The organism is Streptomyces sp. NPDC058001 (assembly GCF_042886315.1).
Taxonomy (GTDB): Bacteria; Actinomycetota; Actinomycetes; order Streptomycetales; family Streptomycetaceae; genus Streptomyces.
In genome coordinates this window covers 24,164-42,107 of the sequence record NZ_JBHVQT010000020.1, presented here as the reverse complement: position 1 = coordinate 42,107, position 17,944 = coordinate 24,164, and the positions used below count along the sequence as shown (strand labels likewise).

Genomic DNA, 17,944 nt, shown 5'->3' with positions numbered 1-17,944 from the left:
GCGGTCGGGCCGTACCGGGTGTGACATCCGGTGGGGAGCGGTCCGGTGCGGGGGCTCGACGAACACGGGGACGAGGGACACGGGGTGACCCAGGGGAACGACCGGGTCGGGGACGACGCACGCGCTGACGCGGCGCGTACCGGCGAGGCACTGACCGGGAACGCGCCGGCCGACGAAGGACGGGACGGCGACGGGCAGGACGACGGCGCCACGGCCGGCCGCGGTGGACGATGGCGGCGGCTGACCCGGGACCGGCGCGGGCGGCTGCTGCTCGCGGGCGGCGCGGCGCTGGTGCTGCTCGCCGCGGGCACCACCACCAGTTGGGCGACCGGCAGTTGGCCCTTCCCGGGTGACGACCGGTACTGCTGGGGCTCCTGGCAGGAGAACAGCGGTCCCGGCTTCCTGGGCGACGACGCCTTCATCGACGGCAACGGCAGCCGCTCGTCGACCGCGACCGCGCCGACCCCGGCACGGCCGACGGGTACCTGCACGGTCGCCGTCGACACCGGGTACACCGCCAGGGACGGCGACGAGGTCAACAAGACCAGCGAGGTCACCGTCACCTACGGCCCCGCGCCCAAGGACGCCCGGGAGCGCATGGCATGGCTCGTGGACCTCCTCGGGGACGGCACGGCGCCGATGCCCGACCGGTTGCCGGGCACGGTCAGCGGCGGCAAGGGCATGCTGGTACTTCCGAAGCGATGCGACACCGCCGACGGGCGCCCGACCACCGTGACGCTCGCGTCGAAGGCGTCCCAGGCGTATGAGGGCCGTTCCACGGCGTCGAGCGCCGGACTCGGCGGGACGCGCTGGGTGACCGCTCTGCTGGTCGCCGCCGCCAACCAGGGCATGGAACGGGCCGGTTGCGCGGACGGCGAGCCCTTGCGGACGTCCTCGCCGGTGCTTCGGGTGCCGGAGGACGAGGAGCGGTACTTCACGAACGCCTGCCGCATCCCCGGCCTCAAGGTCGACCCGGACCTTGCCCGGGATCTGGAGTACCGCGTCGGTGCGGTCACCCGCGACCTCCAGTCCTGCGCGGTACAACCCTGGCGCGGCGCCGGCGACTTCTACACGGCCCTGATGGTGGCCGAACCCCGCCTGGCCGCGCTGTTCGACGGCACGACCGGCACGGCGGCACCGGCGCCCGGCTGGCGCGGCACGGGGATATTCACCGACACGTACAAGGTCGTACGGGCGGACTGTGCGGGGCGTCCGGCGACGTTCCTGACGCACGGCATGTCCGACCGGGACACGGTGGCGTTCACGGACGCGGTGACGCAGCGCCTCGGCTGCCCGCCGGTCGCACCGCGCGCCTGACGCCCCCGTACCGCCTTCGCCCTCCCGACCTCTCCAACTCCCTTGGGGGAACCGCTTCCCATGCCCGACGCCGACGCCCTTGCCCCCGCCGCCGAGTCGGCCGCCCCCGACACCGGGCCGCGCCCGCCCCGCCGCTGGTGGCACCCCCGACGGCTGCTGCGCGGACGGCTGCGCCCCGTGGTGGCCGCCGCTGTCGCCGGGGTGCTCGCCGGCGCGGGAGTCACCGCGTGGCAGAGCGGAACGGGCCCGTTCAGCGCCGCCGGGAACCAGTGCTGGGACGGCTTCGGGGAGCCGGAACTCAAGGCGCTGTTCGGTGGTTCCGAGGACGTGACGGCCGCCGAACTCCCCATCTGGCAGGACAAGAGAGGCTTCGACGGACCCACCGGAACCTGCCGTCTGACCACGGCCGGCTCCGACCTCGTGGCCCGGCTGTACACCCTCGACACCACCTATGCCGGGACCGGACGGTGGGCCGAGGAATTCCTCGGCCCACGGCTCACCCCGCTCGGCGGCGGGCTGCTCGGCATGGCGTCGGACACCCGGGCCTGGCTGGCCCTCCCGGAGGGCTGCCTCGGCGCACCCGACGAGTTCGAGGGACCCACCGTGGTCGACGTCGTCCAGGGCAGGCACGACCCCGGTGACGACGTCGACACCGGGCGGCGTGCCGCGATGGCGCGGGCCGTGGTCCGGATGGTCAACCACGTCCTCGCCGACCAGGGCTGCGGCGGCACGGTGCCCGACCCCGTGCGGGGCCTGCCCGCGCCGCCCAGCCACATCGACGAGGAACCCGGCGCGCTGTGCGGGGTGAAGGGCCTGCGGCTGCCGGGCAAGCGGGAGTACGACGAGTACCGCCCGATGGTGACCCGGGGTGAGGGTCCGGTCCGTACCTGTGACCGGGGCCTGTCGAGCCGTCCCGGGCTGCGGCTGATGACGGTCTCCGATCCGCGCCTGGCCGAAATCTTCGACAACCTCGCCCGTGACGGGGGCACCAAACTGCGGAATCCGCGCGGTTACGGGGCGCTCCGCCCCGATCTCGGCATCTTCCAGGCCGAGTGCCAGACCGGCAAGGTCACCTTCCTGGTCAAGGCGGACGACGCCGATCGGGCGGACGATGTCGCCGCCCTGCTTCCCCCCTTCGTGGCGGCGGAGGCGACCCGGGTCGGCTGCGGCCCGATCCGCGTCACCCTTCCCTGACGACAGGTCCTCCAACTGCGCGCACCGCGTGGGCACATCGCCGTACGACGTGCAGGCCGCGCCCGCCGGCGGTTCACGGATGTCCGGCCACGTCGTGGGACGTGTGAGGCGGGAGATACCGGGAAGAAAGACGCACAGGATCTTGCCTTATCTACACATAAAGGATAAATGAGAGCAGAATGGGTATGTGCGGCGAAGTGCCGCATCCCGTGCGGTCGGAGTTGTCGCAACGAAGGAGTCGAGTCTCATGGCCGACGTTTCGCACCACAGGGCGACGGACATCTCGTCCCACCCTGACGCTTCGGAAATGCGGGCACGCTACGAGCGCGTGCTCGGTGGTCGCGATGTGGCGCTCGTGGACGGACCGGTGTTCCTGGTCGGTCTGTACTGCGCCATCTCCCCGTGGGTGGTCCACTTCACGACCAGCCAACCCGCACTCGTCACGCACAACCTGATCATGGGGTTCGCCATCGGGCTGCTGGCCCTCGGCTTCACCGTGCGGCCCGCCAGGATGTACGGCCTGAGCTGGGCCATGTGCGCCATGGGCATCTGGCTGATCATCTCGCCCTGGCGGGTCGGCACCAGCCCGGACACCGGCGTCATCGTGAACCAGGTCGTGATCGGCGCCCTGACCATTCTGCTGAGTCTGGCCTGCGCGGCCGTGGCGATGAGGAGCAGGCAGCAGGCCCAACGTCTGGAAACAGCGAACCGCCTGGACACAAAGAACCCGAGGTAGTCCCCCCGGGAAACCAACGGAGGACGACCGCCGACCGGTTCAGCGCGCGGCGCGGCCCGGTCGGCGGCACACCGGGGGCAAGGCGGTCTCTACCGTCGAGTAGTGTCTGGTCCCGACGAAGGGACGTGGGCACATGAACGTCGGTGACATCGTCGAGGACTTCACGCTCCCGGACGAGACGGGAACCTCGCGCACACTCTCGGAACTGCTCAAGGGCGGCCCGGTGGTGCTGTTCTTCTATCCGGCGGCCATGACCGCCGGCTGCACGGCGGAGGCATGTCACTTCCGGGACCTGGCCGCGGAGTTCCGGGCCGTGGGCGCACAGCCGGTGGGCATCAGCGGGGACGCGGTGGAACGCCAGCAGGAGTTCGCGGGCCGCAACTCCCTCGGTTTCCCCCTGCTGTCCGACGCCGACGGCACGGTACGCGAACTGTTCGGTGTGAAGCGGGGCTTCTCGCTCGCCCCGACGAAACGGGTCACGTTCGTGATCGGTACGGATCGTGCGGTACGTGAAGTGGTGCGCAGCGAGATCCGGATGAGTGTGCACGCGGACCGCGCGCTGAAGGTACTGCGCCCCGAGTAGCGGCTTCCCGTCCCCGACCGGGTGCGTCGTGTGTACGGCGAGTGGCGCGGGGAACACGGCCGTAGTGACCTCAACCGGAGAACCCCGTAAGAGAACACCCGGACGGAGAGCATCCGGGCAGAGAACGTCGGGACGCCGAACATCCGGCCCGGCGGCGGCAGTTGGTGCTTCCGCGCGGCCTGCGTGGGGTCGCGTCGTGACGCGCGCCCTGCTGGCCACCCTCGCGTTCATCGGCCTGGTGGCGTTCTCCGCCGTGCTGGCCAAGCTGACCCTGTCACCGTCGCCCGTGTCGGTACCGATGGCCGGGTCGAATCTGCGTCCCGGTCACTCGCTGCGCCAGTACGCCGAGGACTACACGTTCCTCGCCGCGTGCAAGCAGATCGGCGGCAACCTTCTCCTCGGGGCGCCCTTCGGACTGCTGCTGCCGGTGCTGGGACCGCGGCGGCTGCGGTGGCTTCGGGTCCTGATGGTCACCGGGCTCGTGATGGTGCTCGTGGAGCTGGCGCAGGGCGCGATCGTCGAGGGCCGGGCCTTCGACGTGGACGACGTCATCCTCAACACGGGCGGCGCGCTGCTCGCGTACGTCCTCCTGGGCCGCCGCATCGCCCACCGCTACCACGCCCTGTCGGACCCACGACCGACTCCACCGCCCAAGAAGACGCAGCGCAAGAAGGCTCCGGCCAAGAAGGCGCAGCCCAGGAAGGCTTCGGCCAAGAAGAAGCAGCCCGCGAAGGCGCAGCCCAAGAAGACACCCTTCTTGAAGGCGTCGTTCAAGAAGGTGCCGTTCAAGAAGTCACCGTTCAAGAAGGCCCACCCCGCCAAGGCCAAGAAGGCGCGGCCCGAAGAGCCGCGCCCCAAGCCCAGGAGCACCCAAGGGTAAGGTCACCGCCGCGCGCGTCCCTCCAGTACCGTCTGCCAGCCCGGCTCACCGCTCTCCTCCGGGTCACGGCCGCCGGGACGTGCGCGTCGGCCGCCGTTGGCGAAGAAGTCCGCGAGGGGCAGGGTCGCGGCGCCGACCGTCACCGCGTCGGGGCCGAGTCGGCCCATCTCGATACTGACGCGTGCGGCGGGGTGGTGCAGCGAGAAGCCCTCGGCGTAGCGGCGTACGGAGTCCAGGATGTGCGGGCCGAGTTGGAGTCCGGCCCAGCCGCCGATGAGGACCCGCTCGGGTGCGAACAGGTTGATCAGGTCCGAGATGCCCGCCCCCAGGTACTCGGCGGTCTCGTCGAGGACGGCGACGGCGACCGGGTCGGGCGCGGTGTCGGGGTCCCCCGGGTGCGCGGCGGCGAGCAGCGCCGTCACACCGCTCTCCTCGTCGCTGTCCTCGGGCAGCCGTCCGCCCGCCTCCAGCCAGCGGGCCAGGAGCGCCTCGGAGCCCGTGTACGCCTCCAGACAGCCGAGGGCACCGCAACGGCACCTGCGGCCACGGACGTTGACGGTGAGGTGCCCCCACTCGCCGGGGCTGTCGTGGATCGCGCCGTCGGTGACGATGCAGGCGCCGACGCCGGAGCCGAACAGCACGATGGCGGCGTCCCGGGCGCCGCGCCCGCCGCCGAACCACATCTCGGCCTGGCCGAGTGCCGCGGCGCCGTTACCGATGAAGAACCCAACACCTTCCGGCAGTTGGACGGCGTCCCGCAGCAGGGCTTCGAGCGGGACCGCCGACCAGCCGATGGTCTGCCCGTGCACCACCGCGCCGCCGGGTGCGCTGCGGTCGACGATGCCGGGCACGCCGACACCGACACCGAGCAGCGAGTCGGCCTGGACGGCGTTCCCGTCCAGGACGGCGGCGATACCCGCGCTGATGTGCCGGACGATGAGGTCGACGTCGTAGTCCTGGTGCCCCAACGGCAGTTCCGCGCGGGCGAGTTCGGTGAGGGCGAGGTCGAACAGCTCGACGCGTACCCGGGTCTCGCCGACGTCCACGCCGATGAGCCGGCCGCTGTCGGGCGCCACCCGCAGCAGGGTGCGCGGCCGGCCGCCGTCGGAGTCGACCACGCCGGCCTCTTCCAGGAGTCCGTCGGAGGTGAGTTCGGAGACCACGTTGCTGACGGAGCCTGAACTCAGGCCGGTCGCCGGACCGAGTGCCTGGCGGCTCATCGGCCCGTCGAAATACAACCGTTGCAATACCTCTGATCGGTTGCCCCGGCGCAGGTCACGCACCGTCCGTCTGTTGCGCTCGGCCATGTGTCTCCTTCCCTGCCCGCAACATACCGTTGCGCGGCCTCTTGACGCGACCTTCTCTTGCGCTTTAACTCACGTCCTAAATTAAGCCATGAGGCCGTTCAGGGACTGAACGCGGCCACCCATTGGACACCCCTGAAAGGGGCGGACCACCATGCGCAGATTCCGAGCCGCAGCCGCGGTCCTCACGACCACTGCCCTCTGTGTCGCCGCTACCGGGTGCGGTGGCGGCAGCGACACCGGCGGAGGCAGCAACGACTCCCCCAAGACGCTCACCTACTGGGCCTCCAACCAGGGCCCGAGCATCGAGGCGGACAAGAAGATCCTCACCGCCGAGCTGAAGAAGTTCGAGAAGCAGACCGGAATCAAGGTCAAACTGGAGGTCGTCCCCTGGTCCGATCTGCTCAACCGCATCCTCGCGGCGACGACGTCCGGCCAGGGACCCGACGTACTCAACATCGGCAACACCTGGTCCGCCTCGCTCCAGGCGACCGGCGCGCTGCTGCCGTGGGACGCCAAGAACTTCGACAAGATCGGCGGCAAGGACCGGTTCGTGGAGTCCGCGCTCGGCTCGGCGGGGGCCGAGGGCAAGGACCCGTCGGCGGTGCCGCTGTACTCGCTCGCGTACGCGCTCTACTACAACAAGGCGATGTTCGCGGACGCGGGCATCACCGAGCCGCCGGCCACCTGGGACGAGCTGGTCGCGGACGGCAAGAAGATCTCCAAGGACGGCAAGTGGGCGCTCGGCGCCGAGGGTTCGAACCTGTCGAACAACATCCACCAGGCGTTCGCGCTGGGCAAGCAGCACGGCGCCGACTTCTTCGACGCCTCGGGCAAGCCCACCTTCACCTCGGACGGCGCGGTCGCGGCGGTCAAGCAGTACGTCGACTTCATGGCCAAGGACAAGATCATCTCGCCGGGGAACGCCGAGTACGCGCAGAACCAGTCGCTGCGCGACTTCGCACAGGGCAAGACGGCGATGGTGCTGTGGCAGGCGGCGGCGAGCACCTTCGCCGCACAGGGCATGAAGCCCGACGAGTGGGGGGTCGCGCCGGTGCCGGTGCCGAGCGGGGCCCCGGGTACCGGACAGAACGTGAACTCGATGGTCGCGGGCATCAACATCGCGGTCTTCAAGAACACCAAGAACCTGGACGGCGCCACGAAGTTCGTGAAGTTCATGACGAGCGACGCCGAGCAGAAGCTGCTCAACAAGACCTACGGTTCGATTCCGCCCGTGAAGGCGGCGCAGAGCGATGCCGCGTTCAGCGCGCCCGACACCTCGGTGCTGCGGGACACGCTCGCCAAGAGCGCGGCGCCGCTGCCCCAGGTGGCCAACGAGTCGCAGTTCGAGACGACCGTCGGCACCGCGATCAAGGAGCTGTTCGCCGACGCCGCCGCCGGGCGTCCGGTGACCACGGACTCGGTCAAGAGCGCGCTGACCAAGGCGCAGCAGCAGATGCCGAAGTGAGCGGCGGCCGATGACTACCACCGCCGCCGAACAGGAGGCACCGCCGGGCCGTTCACCGCGGCCCGGCGGCGGGCAGCCGCGGTCGGCCGGGCGCCGGCCGCGGCTGCCCGGCCGGCTCCGCCGTGTCGGGCTGCCGTATCTGCTGCTGCTCCCCGCCCTGCTCCTGGAACTCCTCATCCATCTGGTGCCGATGGTCATCGGCATCTTCATGAGCTTCAAGGAGCTGACCCAGTTCTACATCCGCGACTGGGGCGCCGCGCCCTGGGCGGGTTTCGACAACTACAGGCTGTCCGTCGACTTCGACGCCCCGGTGGGCGAGTCGCTGCTGCACTCGTTCTTCGTGACGGTCGCGTTCAGTGTGCTGACGGTGGGCTTCTGCTGGCTGCTCGGGACCGCCGCGGCGATCTTCATGCAGGAGAACTTCCGCGGCCGTGGTCTGCTGCGGGCGGTGTTCCTGACGCCGTACGCGCTGCCGATCTATGCCGCCGTCATCACCTGGGCGTTCATGTTCCAGCGGGACAACGGCCTCATCAACCATGTCCTGCACGACCAGTTGGGGCTGACCGACGAGCGGACGTTCTGGCTGATCGGCGACAACAGCTTCGTCGCGCTGGTCGTGGTCGCGGTGTGGAAGACCTGGCCGTTCGCGTTCCTCATCGTGATGGCCGCGCTCCAGAACATCCCCAAGGACCTGTACGAGGCGGCGTCGATCGACGGGGCGGGCATCTGGCAGCAGATACGCCGGATCACCCTGCCGTCGCTGCGCCCGGTCAACCAGGTCCTGGTCCTGGTGCTGTTCCTGTGGACGTTCAACGACTTCAACACGCCGTACGTCCTGTTCGGCCGGTCGGCGCCGGAGCCCGCGGACCTGATCTCGATCCATATCTACCAGTCGTCGTTCGTCACCTGGAACTTCGGTACGGGCTCCGCGATGTCGGTGCTCCTGCTGCTGTTCCTGCTCGTGGTGACGGCCGTGTATCTGCTGGTCACGTCGCGCGGAAGGAAGCATGCCGATGTCTAGCGCCACCAAGTCGCCGGGCGCCCCGGCCGGGCGCCGCTCGGCCCTTCCCCGGTCGCCGAGCGCGCCGCCGGCGTCGTTCGTGTGGGCGCGGCGGGTGTTCCTGACGCTGCTCTCGGGGTTCGTGCTGCTGCCGATCTTCGTGATGGTGACCAGCTCGCTCAAGCCGCTGAAGGACGTCTCGGGCACCTTCCGCTGGATTCCCAGTGGGCTGACCATCCGCCCGTACATCGACATCTGGGACACCGTGCCGCTCGCGCGGTACTTCGTCAACTCCTTGATCGTGGCGGGCGCGGCGACGGTCTGCTCGGTGACGATCGCGGTGTTCGCGGCGTACGCGGTCAGCCGCTACCGGTTCCGCGGCAAGCGGGTCTTCACCGTGACGGTCCTGTCGACGCAGATGTTCCCGGGCATCCTCTTCCTGCTGCCGCTGTTCCTGATCTTCGTCAACATCGGCAACACGACGGGCATCGCGCTCTACGGCTCGCGCGGCGGGCTCATCCTCACCTATCTGACCTTCTCGCTGCCGTTCTCCATCTGGATGCTCATCGGGTACTTCGACTCGGTGCCCCGCGATCTCGACGAGGCGGCCCTGGTGGACGGCTGCGGGCCGCTCGGGGCGCTCTTCCGGATCGTGGTGCCCGCGGCGATCCCGGGCATCGTCGCGGTCGCCGTGTACGCGTTCATGACCGCCTGGGGCGAGGTGCTCTTCGCGTCCGTCATGACCAATGACACAACCCGCACCCTGGCCGTCGGCCTCCAGGGCTATGCCACCCAGAACGACGTGTACTGGAACCAGGTCATGGCCGCCTCCCTCGTGGTGAGCGTGCCCGTGGTCGCCGGATTCCTGCTGCTCCAGCGGTATCTGGTGGCCGGGCTCACCGCCGGAGCCGTCAAGTGATCTCTCCCGAAAGGATTTCCGTGTCCGACCCGATCGACTTCGCCGCCCTGCCGGACGACTTCGCGTGGGGGGTGGCCACCTCGGCCTACCAGATCGAAGGCGCTGTGGCCGAGGACGGCCGGTCGCCCTCCATCTGGGACACCTTCTCGCACACCCCCGGCAAGATCGACAACGATGACACCGGTGACCTCGCCTGCGACCACTACCACCGGTGGCGCGAGGACATCGAGCTGATGAAGCAACTCGACGTCGACGCCTACCGGTTCTCGATCGCCTGGCCGCGTGTGGTGCCGGGCGGCGACGGTCCCGTCAACGGCAAGGGCCTCGATTTCTACGAGGAGTTGGTGGACGCCCTGCTCGCCGCGGGCATCACCCCGTCCGTCACGCTCTACCACTGGGACCTGCCGCAGGTGCTCCAGGACCGGGGCGGCTGGACCGAGCGGGACACCGCCGAGCACTTCGCCTCGTACGCGTCGGCCGTGGCGGAGCGCCTCGGTGACCGGGTCACCCACTGGACCACCCTCAACGAGCCGCTGTGCTCCGCGTGGATCGGTCATCTGGAGGGCCGGATGGCGCCGGGCCTCACCGATCTCACGGCCGCGGTGCGGGCCTCGTACCATCTGCTGCTCGGTCACGGCCTGGCGGCGCAGGCGGTGCGGGCGGCGGTGCCCGACGCCGAGGTGGGCATCGTCAACAACCTCAGCACGGTGGAGCCGGCCACGAAGTCCGAGGCCGATGTGCTCGCCGCGCGGCGCATGGACGGGCACACCAACCGCTGGTGGCTGGATCCGGTGCACGGCCGCGGCTTCCCCGCGGACATGCGCGAGGTGTACGGCGTCGACCTCCCGGAGCGGCCCGGCGACGCGGAGACCATCGCGCAGCCGCTCGACTGGCTGGGGCTCAACTACTACTTCCCGGCCGTCGTCGCCGACGACCCCGCCGGTCCCGCGCCGCACGCCCGTCAGGTGCGGCGGCTGCACGTCCCGCGCACCGGTATGGACTGGGAGATCGACGCGCACGGCATCGAACGGCTGCTGCTGCGCCTGACACACGAGTACGCGCCCCGGCGGCTGTATGTCACCGAGAACGGTTCCGCGTACCCGGACATCGTCCGTCCGGACGGAACCGTCGACGACCCGGAGCGCACCGAGTATCTGCTCCAGCACGTCGCCGCCTGTGCCCGCGCCGCCCGCAAGGGCGCCCCGCTCGCCGGGTACTTCGCCTGGTCGCTGCTCGACAACTTCGAGTGGGCGTACGGCTACGACAAGCGGTTCGGTCTGGTGCACGTCGACTACGCGACCCAGCGGCGCACGATCAAGGGCAGCGGGCACCGCTACCACGACATCGTGCGCGGCCACCGGCGCCGTCCCCGGCGCGCCGCCTGAGCGGCCCCCTCGTTCCCCCGTGGGCCGCGCGACTCCCGCGCGGCCCACGGGTGTTCAGAGGTCCGGCGTTCAGAAGTCCGGCGTTCAGAACTTTGGTCTGCACCAAGCTCTTGACACCCCCTTACTTCACTTCTTAAATCACGAAGTGAATCAGGCGCCTCCTCCGGTGCCGTCCGGCACCCCCCACCGCAGTCCTGTACATGTGTCATGCATCTGACATGTGTACTCCTGCTGTTCCGGAAGGGAGAGTCATGCACTCCCCACGCCTCGCACGGCGCTGGCTGATCGCCGCGCTGTCCGCCCTGGTCGTCGCGCCCGCGCTGGCCGTTCCCGCGTCGGCGGCCTCCGACGACACCAAGACGACGGCCGTCGCGCCGACCGCCACGACGTTCTCGGACACCTTCGACGGACCGGCCGGTTCGGCGGTCGACTCCGGCAAGTGGCAGATCGAGACCGGCGACAACGTCAACAACCATGAGCGGCAGTACTACACCGCGGGCAACAACAACGCGGCGCTCGACGGACAGGGCCATCTCGTCATCACCGCCCGCCGCGAGAACCCGCAGAACTACCAGTGCTGGTACGGCCGGTGCGAGTACACATCGGCCCGGCTGAACACGGCGGGCAAGTTCACCTCGCAGTACGGACATGTCGAGGCACGGCTGAAGGTGCCGCGCGGTCAGGGCATGTGGCCGGCGTTCTGGATGCTCGGCAACGACATCGGACAGGTCGGCTGGCCCAACTCGGGCGAGATCGACATCATGGAGAACGTCGGCTTCGAGCCGTCGACCGTGCACGGCACGCTCCACGGTCCGGGCTACTCCGGCTCCGGCGGCATCGGCGCGGGCTACACCCTGCCGGGCGGCCAGGCGTTCGCGGACGCCTTCCACACCTTCGCCGTCGACTGGGCCCCCGACTCGATCACCTGGTCCGTGGACGGCAATGTCTACCAGCGGCGCACGCCCGCCGATCTGGGCGGCAGGTCCTGGGTGTTCAACAAGCCCTTCTTCATGATCCTCAACCTCGCCGTGGGCGGCTACTGGCCGGGTGACCCCGACGGCAGCACCTCCTTCCCGCAGCAACTCGTCGTGGACCACGTCCAGGTCACCACCGGCAGCACGGCACCCCCCACCGGCGGCACGATCACCGGACTCGCGGGCAAGTGCGTGGACGTGGCGGCGGCGAACACCGCCAACGGCACCCCCGTACAGCTCTACGACTGCAACGGCACCGCGGCCCAGCAGTGGAGCGTGAACACCGACGGCACCATCCGCGCCCTCGGCAAGTGCCTCGACGTCGCGTCGGGCGGGGTCGCGGACGGCACCAAGGTCCAGCTCTGGGACTGCAATGGCTCGGCGGCCCAGAAGTGGGCCGTCAGCGGCGCCAAGGACATCGTCAATCCCCAGGCGAACAAGTGCCTGGACGTGACGGGCAACAACTCCGCCAACGGCACACCGCTGCAGATCTGGACGTGCGGCGGCGGCGCCAACCAGAAGTGGACGGTGAACAGTTGAGAGTTCGTCGGATCGTTCTGATGGCCGCGACTGCCGCGTTGGCCGGCGGCCTGCTCCAGGCGGCGCCCGCCACGGCGGCCACCGGCCAGATCACCGGCATCGGCGGCAAGTGCGTCGATGTCGCGGCGGCCAACAGCGCCAACGGCACCGCCGTCCAGATCTACGACTGCAACGGCACCGCCGCGCAGCAGTGGAACGTCGTCGGTGACGGCACCGTCCGGGCCCTCGGCAAGTGTCTGGACGTGGCGAGCGGCGGCACGGCGAACGGCAGTCTCGTACAACTCTGGGACTGCAACGGCTCCGCCGCCCAGCAGTGGACGGTCACCGCCGCGAACGACATCGTCAACCCGCAGGCGAACAAGTGCCTGGACGCCACCGGCAACAGTTCCGCCAACGGCACCCGGCTCCAGATCTGGAGCTGCACGGGCGCCGCCAACCAGAAGTGGAGCGCGCCCGGTTCGGGCGGTCCCGCACCGTCAGGGCCGATGGCGGTGGCCCCGTACCTGTACAACGGCTGGGGCAGTCCGCCGAGTCCGACGACGGTGATGAACGCGACCGGCGTCAAGTGGTTCACGCTCGCGTTCGTCCTCAGCAACGGCTACTGCAACCCGCAGTGGGACGGCAGCCGCCCGCTCACCGGGGGCGTCGACCAGCAGACCGTGAACACCGTGCGCGGCGCGGGCGGCGACATCATCCCGTCGTTCGGCGGCTGGAGCGGCAACAAGCTGGAGAGTTCCTGCGGTTCAGCCGGCGAACTCGCCGCCGCCTACCAGAAGGTGATCAACGCCTACGGGCTGAAGGCCATCGACATCGACATCGAGGCCGACGCGTACAACAGCCCGACGGTCCAACAGCGGACCGTGGACGCCCTGAAGACCGTGAAGGCCGCGAACCCGGGCATCAAGATCTACGTCACCTTCGGCTCGGGACAGAACGGTCCGGACAACAGTCTCGTCAACCGGGCCGCCGCGTCGGGGCTCACCGTGGACAGTTGGACGATCATGCCGTTCAACTTCGGCGGTGCGGGCCAGAACATGGGCACGCTCACCGTGCGGGCGGCCGAGGGTCTGAAGAACACGGTCAAGAACGCCTACGGGTACTCGGACGACGAGGCGTACCGGCACTCCGGGATCTCGTCGATGAACGGCATCACGGACAACAGTGAGACCGTCACGGTCGCCGACTTCCGGACCATCCTGGCGTACGCCCAGCAGCACCACCTGGCGCGGCTGACCTTCTGGTCGGTCAACCGGGACCGGCCCTGCACGGGCGGCGGCGCCGACACCTGCTCGGGGGTGAGCCAGCAGCCCTGGGACTTCACCAAGGTGTTCGCGCAGTACACGGGCTGAGCCCGTAGCGGTGCGGTGAACGGGGGCGCCCCGGGCCTGATCGTCCAGGCCCGGGGCGCTTCCCGTACGGAGGATGTCTGATGTCGGATGCCTGAGAAGTCTGATGTCCGATGCCTTGGTAGCGTGGTGCGGTCGCCGCCCGTCGGACCGAGGGGCCGAGGCGCCGTCCGGGGCGGCCGAGGAGCCTGGGGGTTCACGTATGACCGACGCCCGTCCCGCACCGAGGGCCCGGCCCGCACGGCGGCTGCTCCGCCAGGAGGTCGCCGACGGCATCAAGCGGTTCATCCTGGACAACCGGCTCCGGCCGGGTGACCCGCTGCCCACCGAGACCGAGCTGTGCGAGGCACTGGGCGCGAGCCGCTCCAGCGTCCGGGAGGCCGTGAAGGTCCTCGACGCGCTCGACATCGTGGAGGTCCGGCACGGTCACGGCACGTATGTCGGGCGACTGAGCCTGTCGTCCCTGGTCGAGGCACTCGCCTTCCGGGGGCTGCTCAGCCCGGACGACGACTTCCAGGTACTCGCCGACCTCGTCGATGTACGGGAGCTGTTCGAGCAGGGCATGGCCGACCGGATCGTGGCGTCCCTCGACGGCGCCCAACTGGACCGGCTGGACGCCCTGGTGGCCCGGATGCGGGAGCACGGCGCCCAGGCCGCCGCCGTGGACGACGGCGGGGCCGATCTCGTCCCCGCCGACCGCGCCTTCCACGCGCTGCTCGTGGCACCGCTCGGCAACCAGCTCATCGGTCAGCTCTCCGTGGCGTTCTGGGACGTGTACGCGATCGTCGCCCCGCGTCTCGACGGCTTCACGGACGCGGACAGGGCCGCCACCGTCACCGCGCACCAGAGCATCGTGGACGCGGCACGCGCGGGCGACATCAAGGGCTTCACCCGGGCGCTCGGCGAGCACTACGCACCCGTACGGCGCCGGATCGCGGAGGCCAGGGCACACCGGCCGGACCCCGCCTGACCGCATCGGGCCCGCTCCGACACTCCAGCACCCGTCGACTCCCGACACCCCATCCGACCTGGCGAATCACGGTTCCGATCCCCGCACCTCTTGACCTTGCGTGCTCCGTGCTGGCTAGGGTGACATCTGGACGTAGGACATCTTACGTCCCATGTTCCCTCAGCTCAGGAGAGTCCCGCATGGACCTGACCAGCCCCCTGCGCGGGGTCGTCCCGCCCGTCTGTACCCCGCTCGACGCCTCCGGGCAGGTCGACACCGTCTCTCTGGCCCGGCTTGTCGACCATCTCCTCGCCGGGGGTGTGCACGGCCTGTTCGCGCTCGGCTCCACCGGCGAGGTCGCGTATCTCACCGACGCACAGCGCCGCGTCGCCCTGGAGACGGTGATCGCCACGGCCGCCGGGCGCGTGCCCGTGCTGGCCGGTGTCATCGACACCACGACCGCCCGTGTCGTCGGCCCCGCGCGCGTGGCCGACGCGTGCGGCGCCGACGCCCTGGTGGCGACCGCGCCGTTCTACACCCGCACGCACGGCACGGAGATCGCCCGGCACTTCCGCGCGGTGCGCCACGAAGCCGGCCTTCCGCTGTTCGCCTACGACATCCCGGTGGCCGTCCACTCCAAGCTCCCGCCGTCGCTGGTACGGGAGTTGGCCGAGGACGGGACGCTCGCCGGGCTCAAGGACAGCAGCGGGGACGAGGGCGGGCTACGGCGGCTCCTGGTCGCACTCGGCGGGCGCGAGGGGCGGGCCGACGGTCCCGCGCCGGACTTCTCGGTCCTGACCGGCTCCGAACTCACCGTCGACGCGGCCCTGTTGGCCGGTGCCGACGGCGTGGTGCCCGGCCTCGGCAATGTGGACCCCGCGGGCTATGTCCGCCTGTACGAGGCCGCGCGCACCCGTGACTGGAGTCTGGCGGCCAAGGAACAGGAGCGGCTCGTGGCCCTCTTCGGCATGGTCGACGTCGGTCCGGAGACGGACATGGGCCGCAGTTCCTCGGCGCTCGGCGCGTTCAAGGCGGCGCTCCACCTCCTCGGCGTCATCGACCGCGGCGACACGGCGTTCCCACAGATCGGACTCGCCACCGACGCGGTCACCGAGGTCGCGCGCCATCTGCGCGCCGCCGGTCTGACCCCCGTCCGTTGAGTCCGCCGGAGGCGATACGCCCGTGAGGTCGCGGGACGGGATGTGCCGGGAGACGGGATGTGCTGGGGGCTCCGAGGGCTGCGGGGAATCGGTCCGGCGGGCATGGCCACCGTCGTCCCGTGCGGTCAGACTGGGCGTATGCAGTCCTCACAGATCGACGCCTATCTGCGGCGCATCGGCGCCGAACGCCCCACGGCCCCGACCGCCAAGGCCCTGCGCGACCTACAGCTCGCGCATCTGCGGACCGTCCCGTTCGAGAACCTCTCGATCCACTTCGGCGAGGACGTCGTGCTCTCCGAGGACGCCCTGGTCGCCAAGGTCGTGGACGCCCGGCGCGGCGGGTTCTGCTACGAACTGAACGGCGCCTTCGGAGCCCTCCTCACCGCACTCGGCTACGACGTGACGCTGCTCCAGGCCCGCGTGTACGGCGAGGGCGTGCCCGGTATCCCGTACGACCATCTGGCGCTGCTCGTGCGGGCGGCGGACGGGGATCCGTGGCTGACGGACATCGGGTTCGGCGGGCTGAGCCATTTTCCGCTGGCGTTCGACGACCGGGGCGACCAGACCGACCCCGGCGGTACGTTCCGGCTGGTCGACGCGGCGGACGGTGACGTCGACGTCCTCAGGGACGGGCGGGCCATGTACCTCCTGGACCGACGTCCGCGCGCGCTGCGGGACTTCGAGGCCGGGGCCTGGTACCACCGCACATCGCCCGCCTCGCACTTCACCCGCTCCCTGGTGTGCTCGATCCTGACCGACGAGGGCCGGATCACACTGAGCGGACGCAAGCTCACGACGACGGTCGGCGGCGAGAAGCACACCACGGAACTGGCGGACGACGCCGAGGTACTCGCCACCTACGCCAAGCACTTCGGGATGGACCTCGACCGGGTGCCGCCCGTACCGAACGCGGACGTGAAGGCATGAGCGGGGACATTGAGGACATGGGGCGCACGGAAGGCACGGCACCGGCCGCACGGCAGGGCCAGGGTCCGAACCGGCGCCGTCTCCTGGGCGGCCTCGCCGCGGCGGCCGGGGCGGTGGTCGTCCCGTCGGCCGCCACGGGCTGCGCGGCGGCCACGGACCCCGTATCCGCCACCGGACGCGCGGTCGCCCGCACCCCCGCGGCGGAGCGCGCCGACACGGCCCGCCCGCTGTTCATCGGTACGTACACGTCGGTCGACGGCGGCGGCAAAGGCATCGGCCTGGCGACCTACGACGACGCCACAGGGCGCGTCACCGGCACCGGAACGCTGACCGGCGTGCCCGACCCGTCGTATCTCGCGGTGCATCCCTCGGGCGGTGCGCTGTACGCCGTGGACGAGCGGGCCGACGGCGCGGTCACCGCGGTCCGGCTGCCGAAGGACGGACCGCCGAAGGTCGCCGGCGCGCGGTCGACGGGCGGCGCCGCGCCCTGCCATCTGTCGGTGCATCCCGGTGGCCGCTGGCTGCTCAGCGCGAACTACACGTCCGGCAGCGTCGCCGTCCACCCCATCGACGACTCCCTCGCCCTCGGTGAGCGCACGGACCTCGTCACGCACTCCAGTCCACCGCCGGGTCCCGGCCAGAGCGGGCCGCACGCCCACCAGATCGTCACCAGCCCCGACGGCCGCCATGTGCTCGCCGTGGACCTCGGCACCGACACGGTGTACACGTACCGGCTGGACACCGAGGCGGGCACGCTGTCCGCCGTTTCGCAGGCACGGTTCAGGGCGGGCGCGGGGCCGCGCCATCTCACCTTCCATCCGTCGGGCCGCTTCGCTTATGTCGCGTGCGAACTCGACAACACGGCCGTCGTCTGCGCCTACGACCCGTCGACCGGGCGGCTCACCCCCGGCGAACCCCAGTCCACCGGTACCGGCGCGGGCACCAGCTACCCGGCGCAGATCCTCGTCACGGCGGCCGGCACCTTCGCCTATCTCGCGAACCGGGGGCACAACAGCCTCACCCGGTACGCCGTCGAAGCCGACGGGGCGCGGCTCCGGCTGCTCGACACGGTGCCCGTCGGCGGTGACTTCCCGCGCCAGATCGCGTTCTCGCCCTCGGGGCGACTGCTGTTCGCGGCGAACCAGCGGTCGGGGACCGTGAGCGTCTTCCAGGTCGACGCCGACAGCGGTGGACTCCGACTCTCCGGCGATCCGTTCGCGTCCCCGGTCGCGGTGTGCGCGCTGCCCCTGTGATGTGCCGTT

The 17,944-nt window shown here is 70.4% G+C and carries 16 protein-coding genes; 15 read left to right on the top strand and 1 reads right to left on the bottom strand.

The features are described from left to right. Positions 1-45: 45 nt before the first annotated feature. The 5 genes from ACFVT5_RS38580 to ACFVT5_RS38560 all read left to right on the top strand — a co-directional run bounded on the left by ACFVT5_RS38580 (position 46) and on the right by ACFVT5_RS38560 (position 4,710). Positions 46-1,317 (top strand): hypothetical protein, encoded by a 1,272-nt coding sequence (locus ACFVT5_RS38580; protein WP_389898130.1) that lies wholly within the window; start codon positions 46-48, stop codon positions 1,315-1,317. 60 nt (positions 1,318-1,377) lie between these two features. Next, positions 1,378-2,511, top strand: coding sequence for a hypothetical protein (locus ACFVT5_RS38575; protein WP_389898128.1), 1,134 nt, complete (start codon positions 1,378-1,380; stop codon positions 2,509-2,511). A gap of 247 nt (positions 2,512-2,758) precedes the next feature. Further along, complete coding sequence (locus tag ACFVT5_RS38570; protein ID WP_389898127.1) at positions 2,759-3,247, top strand: SPW repeat protein; 489 nt, start codon at positions 2,759-2,761, stop codon at positions 3,245-3,247. Positions 3,248-3,380: 133 nt separating this feature from the next. Then, on the top strand, positions 3,381-3,830 hold the full coding sequence (locus tag ACFVT5_RS38565) for a peroxiredoxin (protein WP_389898125.1): 450 nt from the start codon (positions 3,381-3,383) through the stop codon (positions 3,828-3,830). A 196-nt stretch (positions 3,831-4,026) separates the two neighbouring features. Next, on the top strand, positions 4,027-4,710 hold the full coding sequence (locus ACFVT5_RS38560) for a VanZ family protein (protein ID WP_389898123.1): 684 nt from the start codon (positions 4,027-4,029) through the stop codon (positions 4,708-4,710). Between the two features lie 2 nt (positions 4,711-4,712). On the opposite strand, the gene ACFVT5_RS38555 is transcribed toward ACFVT5_RS38560, so the two are convergent. Further along, positions 4,713-6,017 carry an ROK family protein gene (locus tag ACFVT5_RS38555; protein ID WP_389898121.1) on the bottom strand — a complete coding sequence of 435 codons (1,305 nt, stop codon included), beginning with the start codon at positions 6,015-6,017 and terminating at the stop codon, positions 4,713-4,715. 151 nt (positions 6,018-6,168) lie between these two features. On the opposite strand from ACFVT5_RS38555, the gene ACFVT5_RS38550 reads away from it, so the two are divergent. The 10 genes from ACFVT5_RS38550 to ACFVT5_RS38505 all read left to right on the top strand — a co-directional run bounded on the left by ACFVT5_RS38550 (position 6,169) and on the right by ACFVT5_RS38505 (position 17,935). Then, positions 6,169-7,482, top strand: a complete 1,314-nt coding sequence (locus ACFVT5_RS38550) for an ABC transporter substrate-binding protein (protein ID WP_389898119.1) — start codon at positions 6,169-6,171, stop codon at positions 7,480-7,482. Positions 7,483-7,492: 10 nt separating this feature from the next. Then, the gene (locus ACFVT5_RS38545) at positions 7,493-8,503 is read left to right on the top strand and encodes a carbohydrate ABC transporter permease (RefSeq protein WP_389898117.1); all 1,011 of its coding nucleotides are present in this window, start codon (positions 7,493-7,495) and stop codon (positions 8,501-8,503) included. Continuing rightward, positions 8,496-9,401 carry a carbohydrate ABC transporter permease gene (locus ACFVT5_RS38540; RefSeq protein ID WP_389898114.1) on the top strand — a complete coding sequence of 302 codons (906 nt, stop codon included), beginning with the start codon at positions 8,496-8,498 and terminating at the stop codon, positions 9,399-9,401. Before ACFVT5_RS38545 ends, ACFVT5_RS38540 begins: the two co-directional genes overlap by 8 nt. Positions 9,402-9,421: 20 nt before the next feature. Continuing rightward, complete coding sequence (locus tag ACFVT5_RS38535; RefSeq protein WP_389898111.1) at positions 9,422-10,786, top strand: GH1 family beta-glucosidase; 1,365 nt, start codon at positions 9,422-9,424, stop codon at positions 10,784-10,786. A gap of 251 nt (positions 10,787-11,037) precedes the next feature. Next, positions 11,038-12,300, top strand: coding sequence for a lectin (locus tag ACFVT5_RS38530; RefSeq protein WP_389898108.1), 1,263 nt, complete (start codon positions 11,038-11,040; stop codon positions 12,298-12,300). A gap of 20 nt (positions 12,301-12,320) precedes the next feature. Then, the gene (locus ACFVT5_RS38525; RefSeq protein WP_389898105.1) at positions 12,321-13,649 is read left to right on the top strand and encodes a ricin-type beta-trefoil lectin domain protein; all 1,329 of its coding nucleotides are present in this window, start codon (positions 12,321-12,323) and stop codon (positions 13,647-13,649) included. Positions 13,650-13,848: 199 nt separating this feature from the next. Next, positions 13,849-14,616 (top strand): FadR/GntR family transcriptional regulator, encoded by a 768-nt coding sequence (locus tag ACFVT5_RS38520; RefSeq protein WP_389898103.1) that lies wholly within the window; start codon positions 13,849-13,851, stop codon positions 14,614-14,616. Between the two features lie 179 nt (positions 14,617-14,795). Next, the gene (locus ACFVT5_RS38515; protein ID WP_389898101.1) at positions 14,796-15,755 is read left to right on the top strand and encodes a dihydrodipicolinate synthase family protein; all 960 of its coding nucleotides are present in this window, start codon (positions 14,796-14,798) and stop codon (positions 15,753-15,755) included. 138 nt (positions 15,756-15,893) lie between these two features. After that, positions 15,894-16,682 (top strand): arylamine N-acetyltransferase, encoded by a 789-nt coding sequence (locus tag ACFVT5_RS38510; RefSeq protein WP_389898098.1) that lies wholly within the window; start codon positions 15,894-15,896, stop codon positions 16,680-16,682. 17 nt (positions 16,683-16,699) lie between these two features. Further along, entirely contained in the window at positions 16,700-17,935 is a 1,236-nt protein-coding gene (locus tag ACFVT5_RS38505; RefSeq protein WP_389898377.1) for a lactonase family protein, read from the top strand. The last annotated feature ends 9 nt before the right edge of the window (positions 17,936-17,944 follow it).

Coding starts and splice junctions, on each gene's coding strand:
- ACFVT5_RS38515 (WP_389898101.1), top strand. CDS start 14,796: ATGGACCTGACCAGCCCCCTGCGCGGGGTCGTCCCGCCCGTCTGTACC.
- ACFVT5_RS38505 (WP_389898377.1), top strand. CDS start 16,700: ATGGGGCGCACGGAAGGCACGGCACCGGCCGCACGGCAGGGCCAGGGT.
- ACFVT5_RS38570 (WP_389898127.1), top strand. CDS start 2,759: ATGGCCGACGTTTCGCACCACAGGGCGACGGACATCTCGTCCCACCCT.
- ACFVT5_RS38540 (WP_389898114.1), top strand. CDS start 8,496: ATGTCTAGCGCCACCAAGTCGCCGGGCGCCCCGGCCGGGCGCCGCTCG.
- ACFVT5_RS38520 (WP_389898103.1), top strand. CDS start 13,849: ATGACCGACGCCCGTCCCGCACCGAGGGCCCGGCCCGCACGGCGGCTG.
- ACFVT5_RS38550 (WP_389898119.1), top strand. CDS start 6,169: ATGCGCAGATTCCGAGCCGCAGCCGCGGTCCTCACGACCACTGCCCTC.
- ACFVT5_RS38525 (WP_389898105.1), top strand. CDS start 12,321: ATGGCCGCGACTGCCGCGTTGGCCGGCGGCCTGCTCCAGGCGGCGCCC.
- ACFVT5_RS38545 (WP_389898117.1), top strand. CDS start 7,493: ATGACTACCACCGCCGCCGAACAGGAGGCACCGCCGGGCCGTTCACCG.
- ACFVT5_RS38510 (WP_389898098.1), top strand. CDS start 15,894: ATGCAGTCCTCACAGATCGACGCCTATCTGCGGCGCATCGGCGCCGAA.
- ACFVT5_RS38565 (WP_389898125.1), top strand. CDS start 3,381: ATGAACGTCGGTGACATCGTCGAGGACTTCACGCTCCCGGACGAGACG.
- ACFVT5_RS38555 (WP_389898121.1), bottom strand. CDS start 6,017: ATGGCCGAGCGCAACAGACGGACGGTGCGTGACCTGCGCCGGGGCAAC.
- ACFVT5_RS38575 (WP_389898128.1), top strand. CDS start 1,378: ATGCCCGACGCCGACGCCCTTGCCCCCGCCGCCGAGTCGGCCGCCCCC.
- ACFVT5_RS38530 (WP_389898108.1), top strand. CDS start 11,038: ATGCACTCCCCACGCCTCGCACGGCGCTGGCTGATCGCCGCGCTGTCC.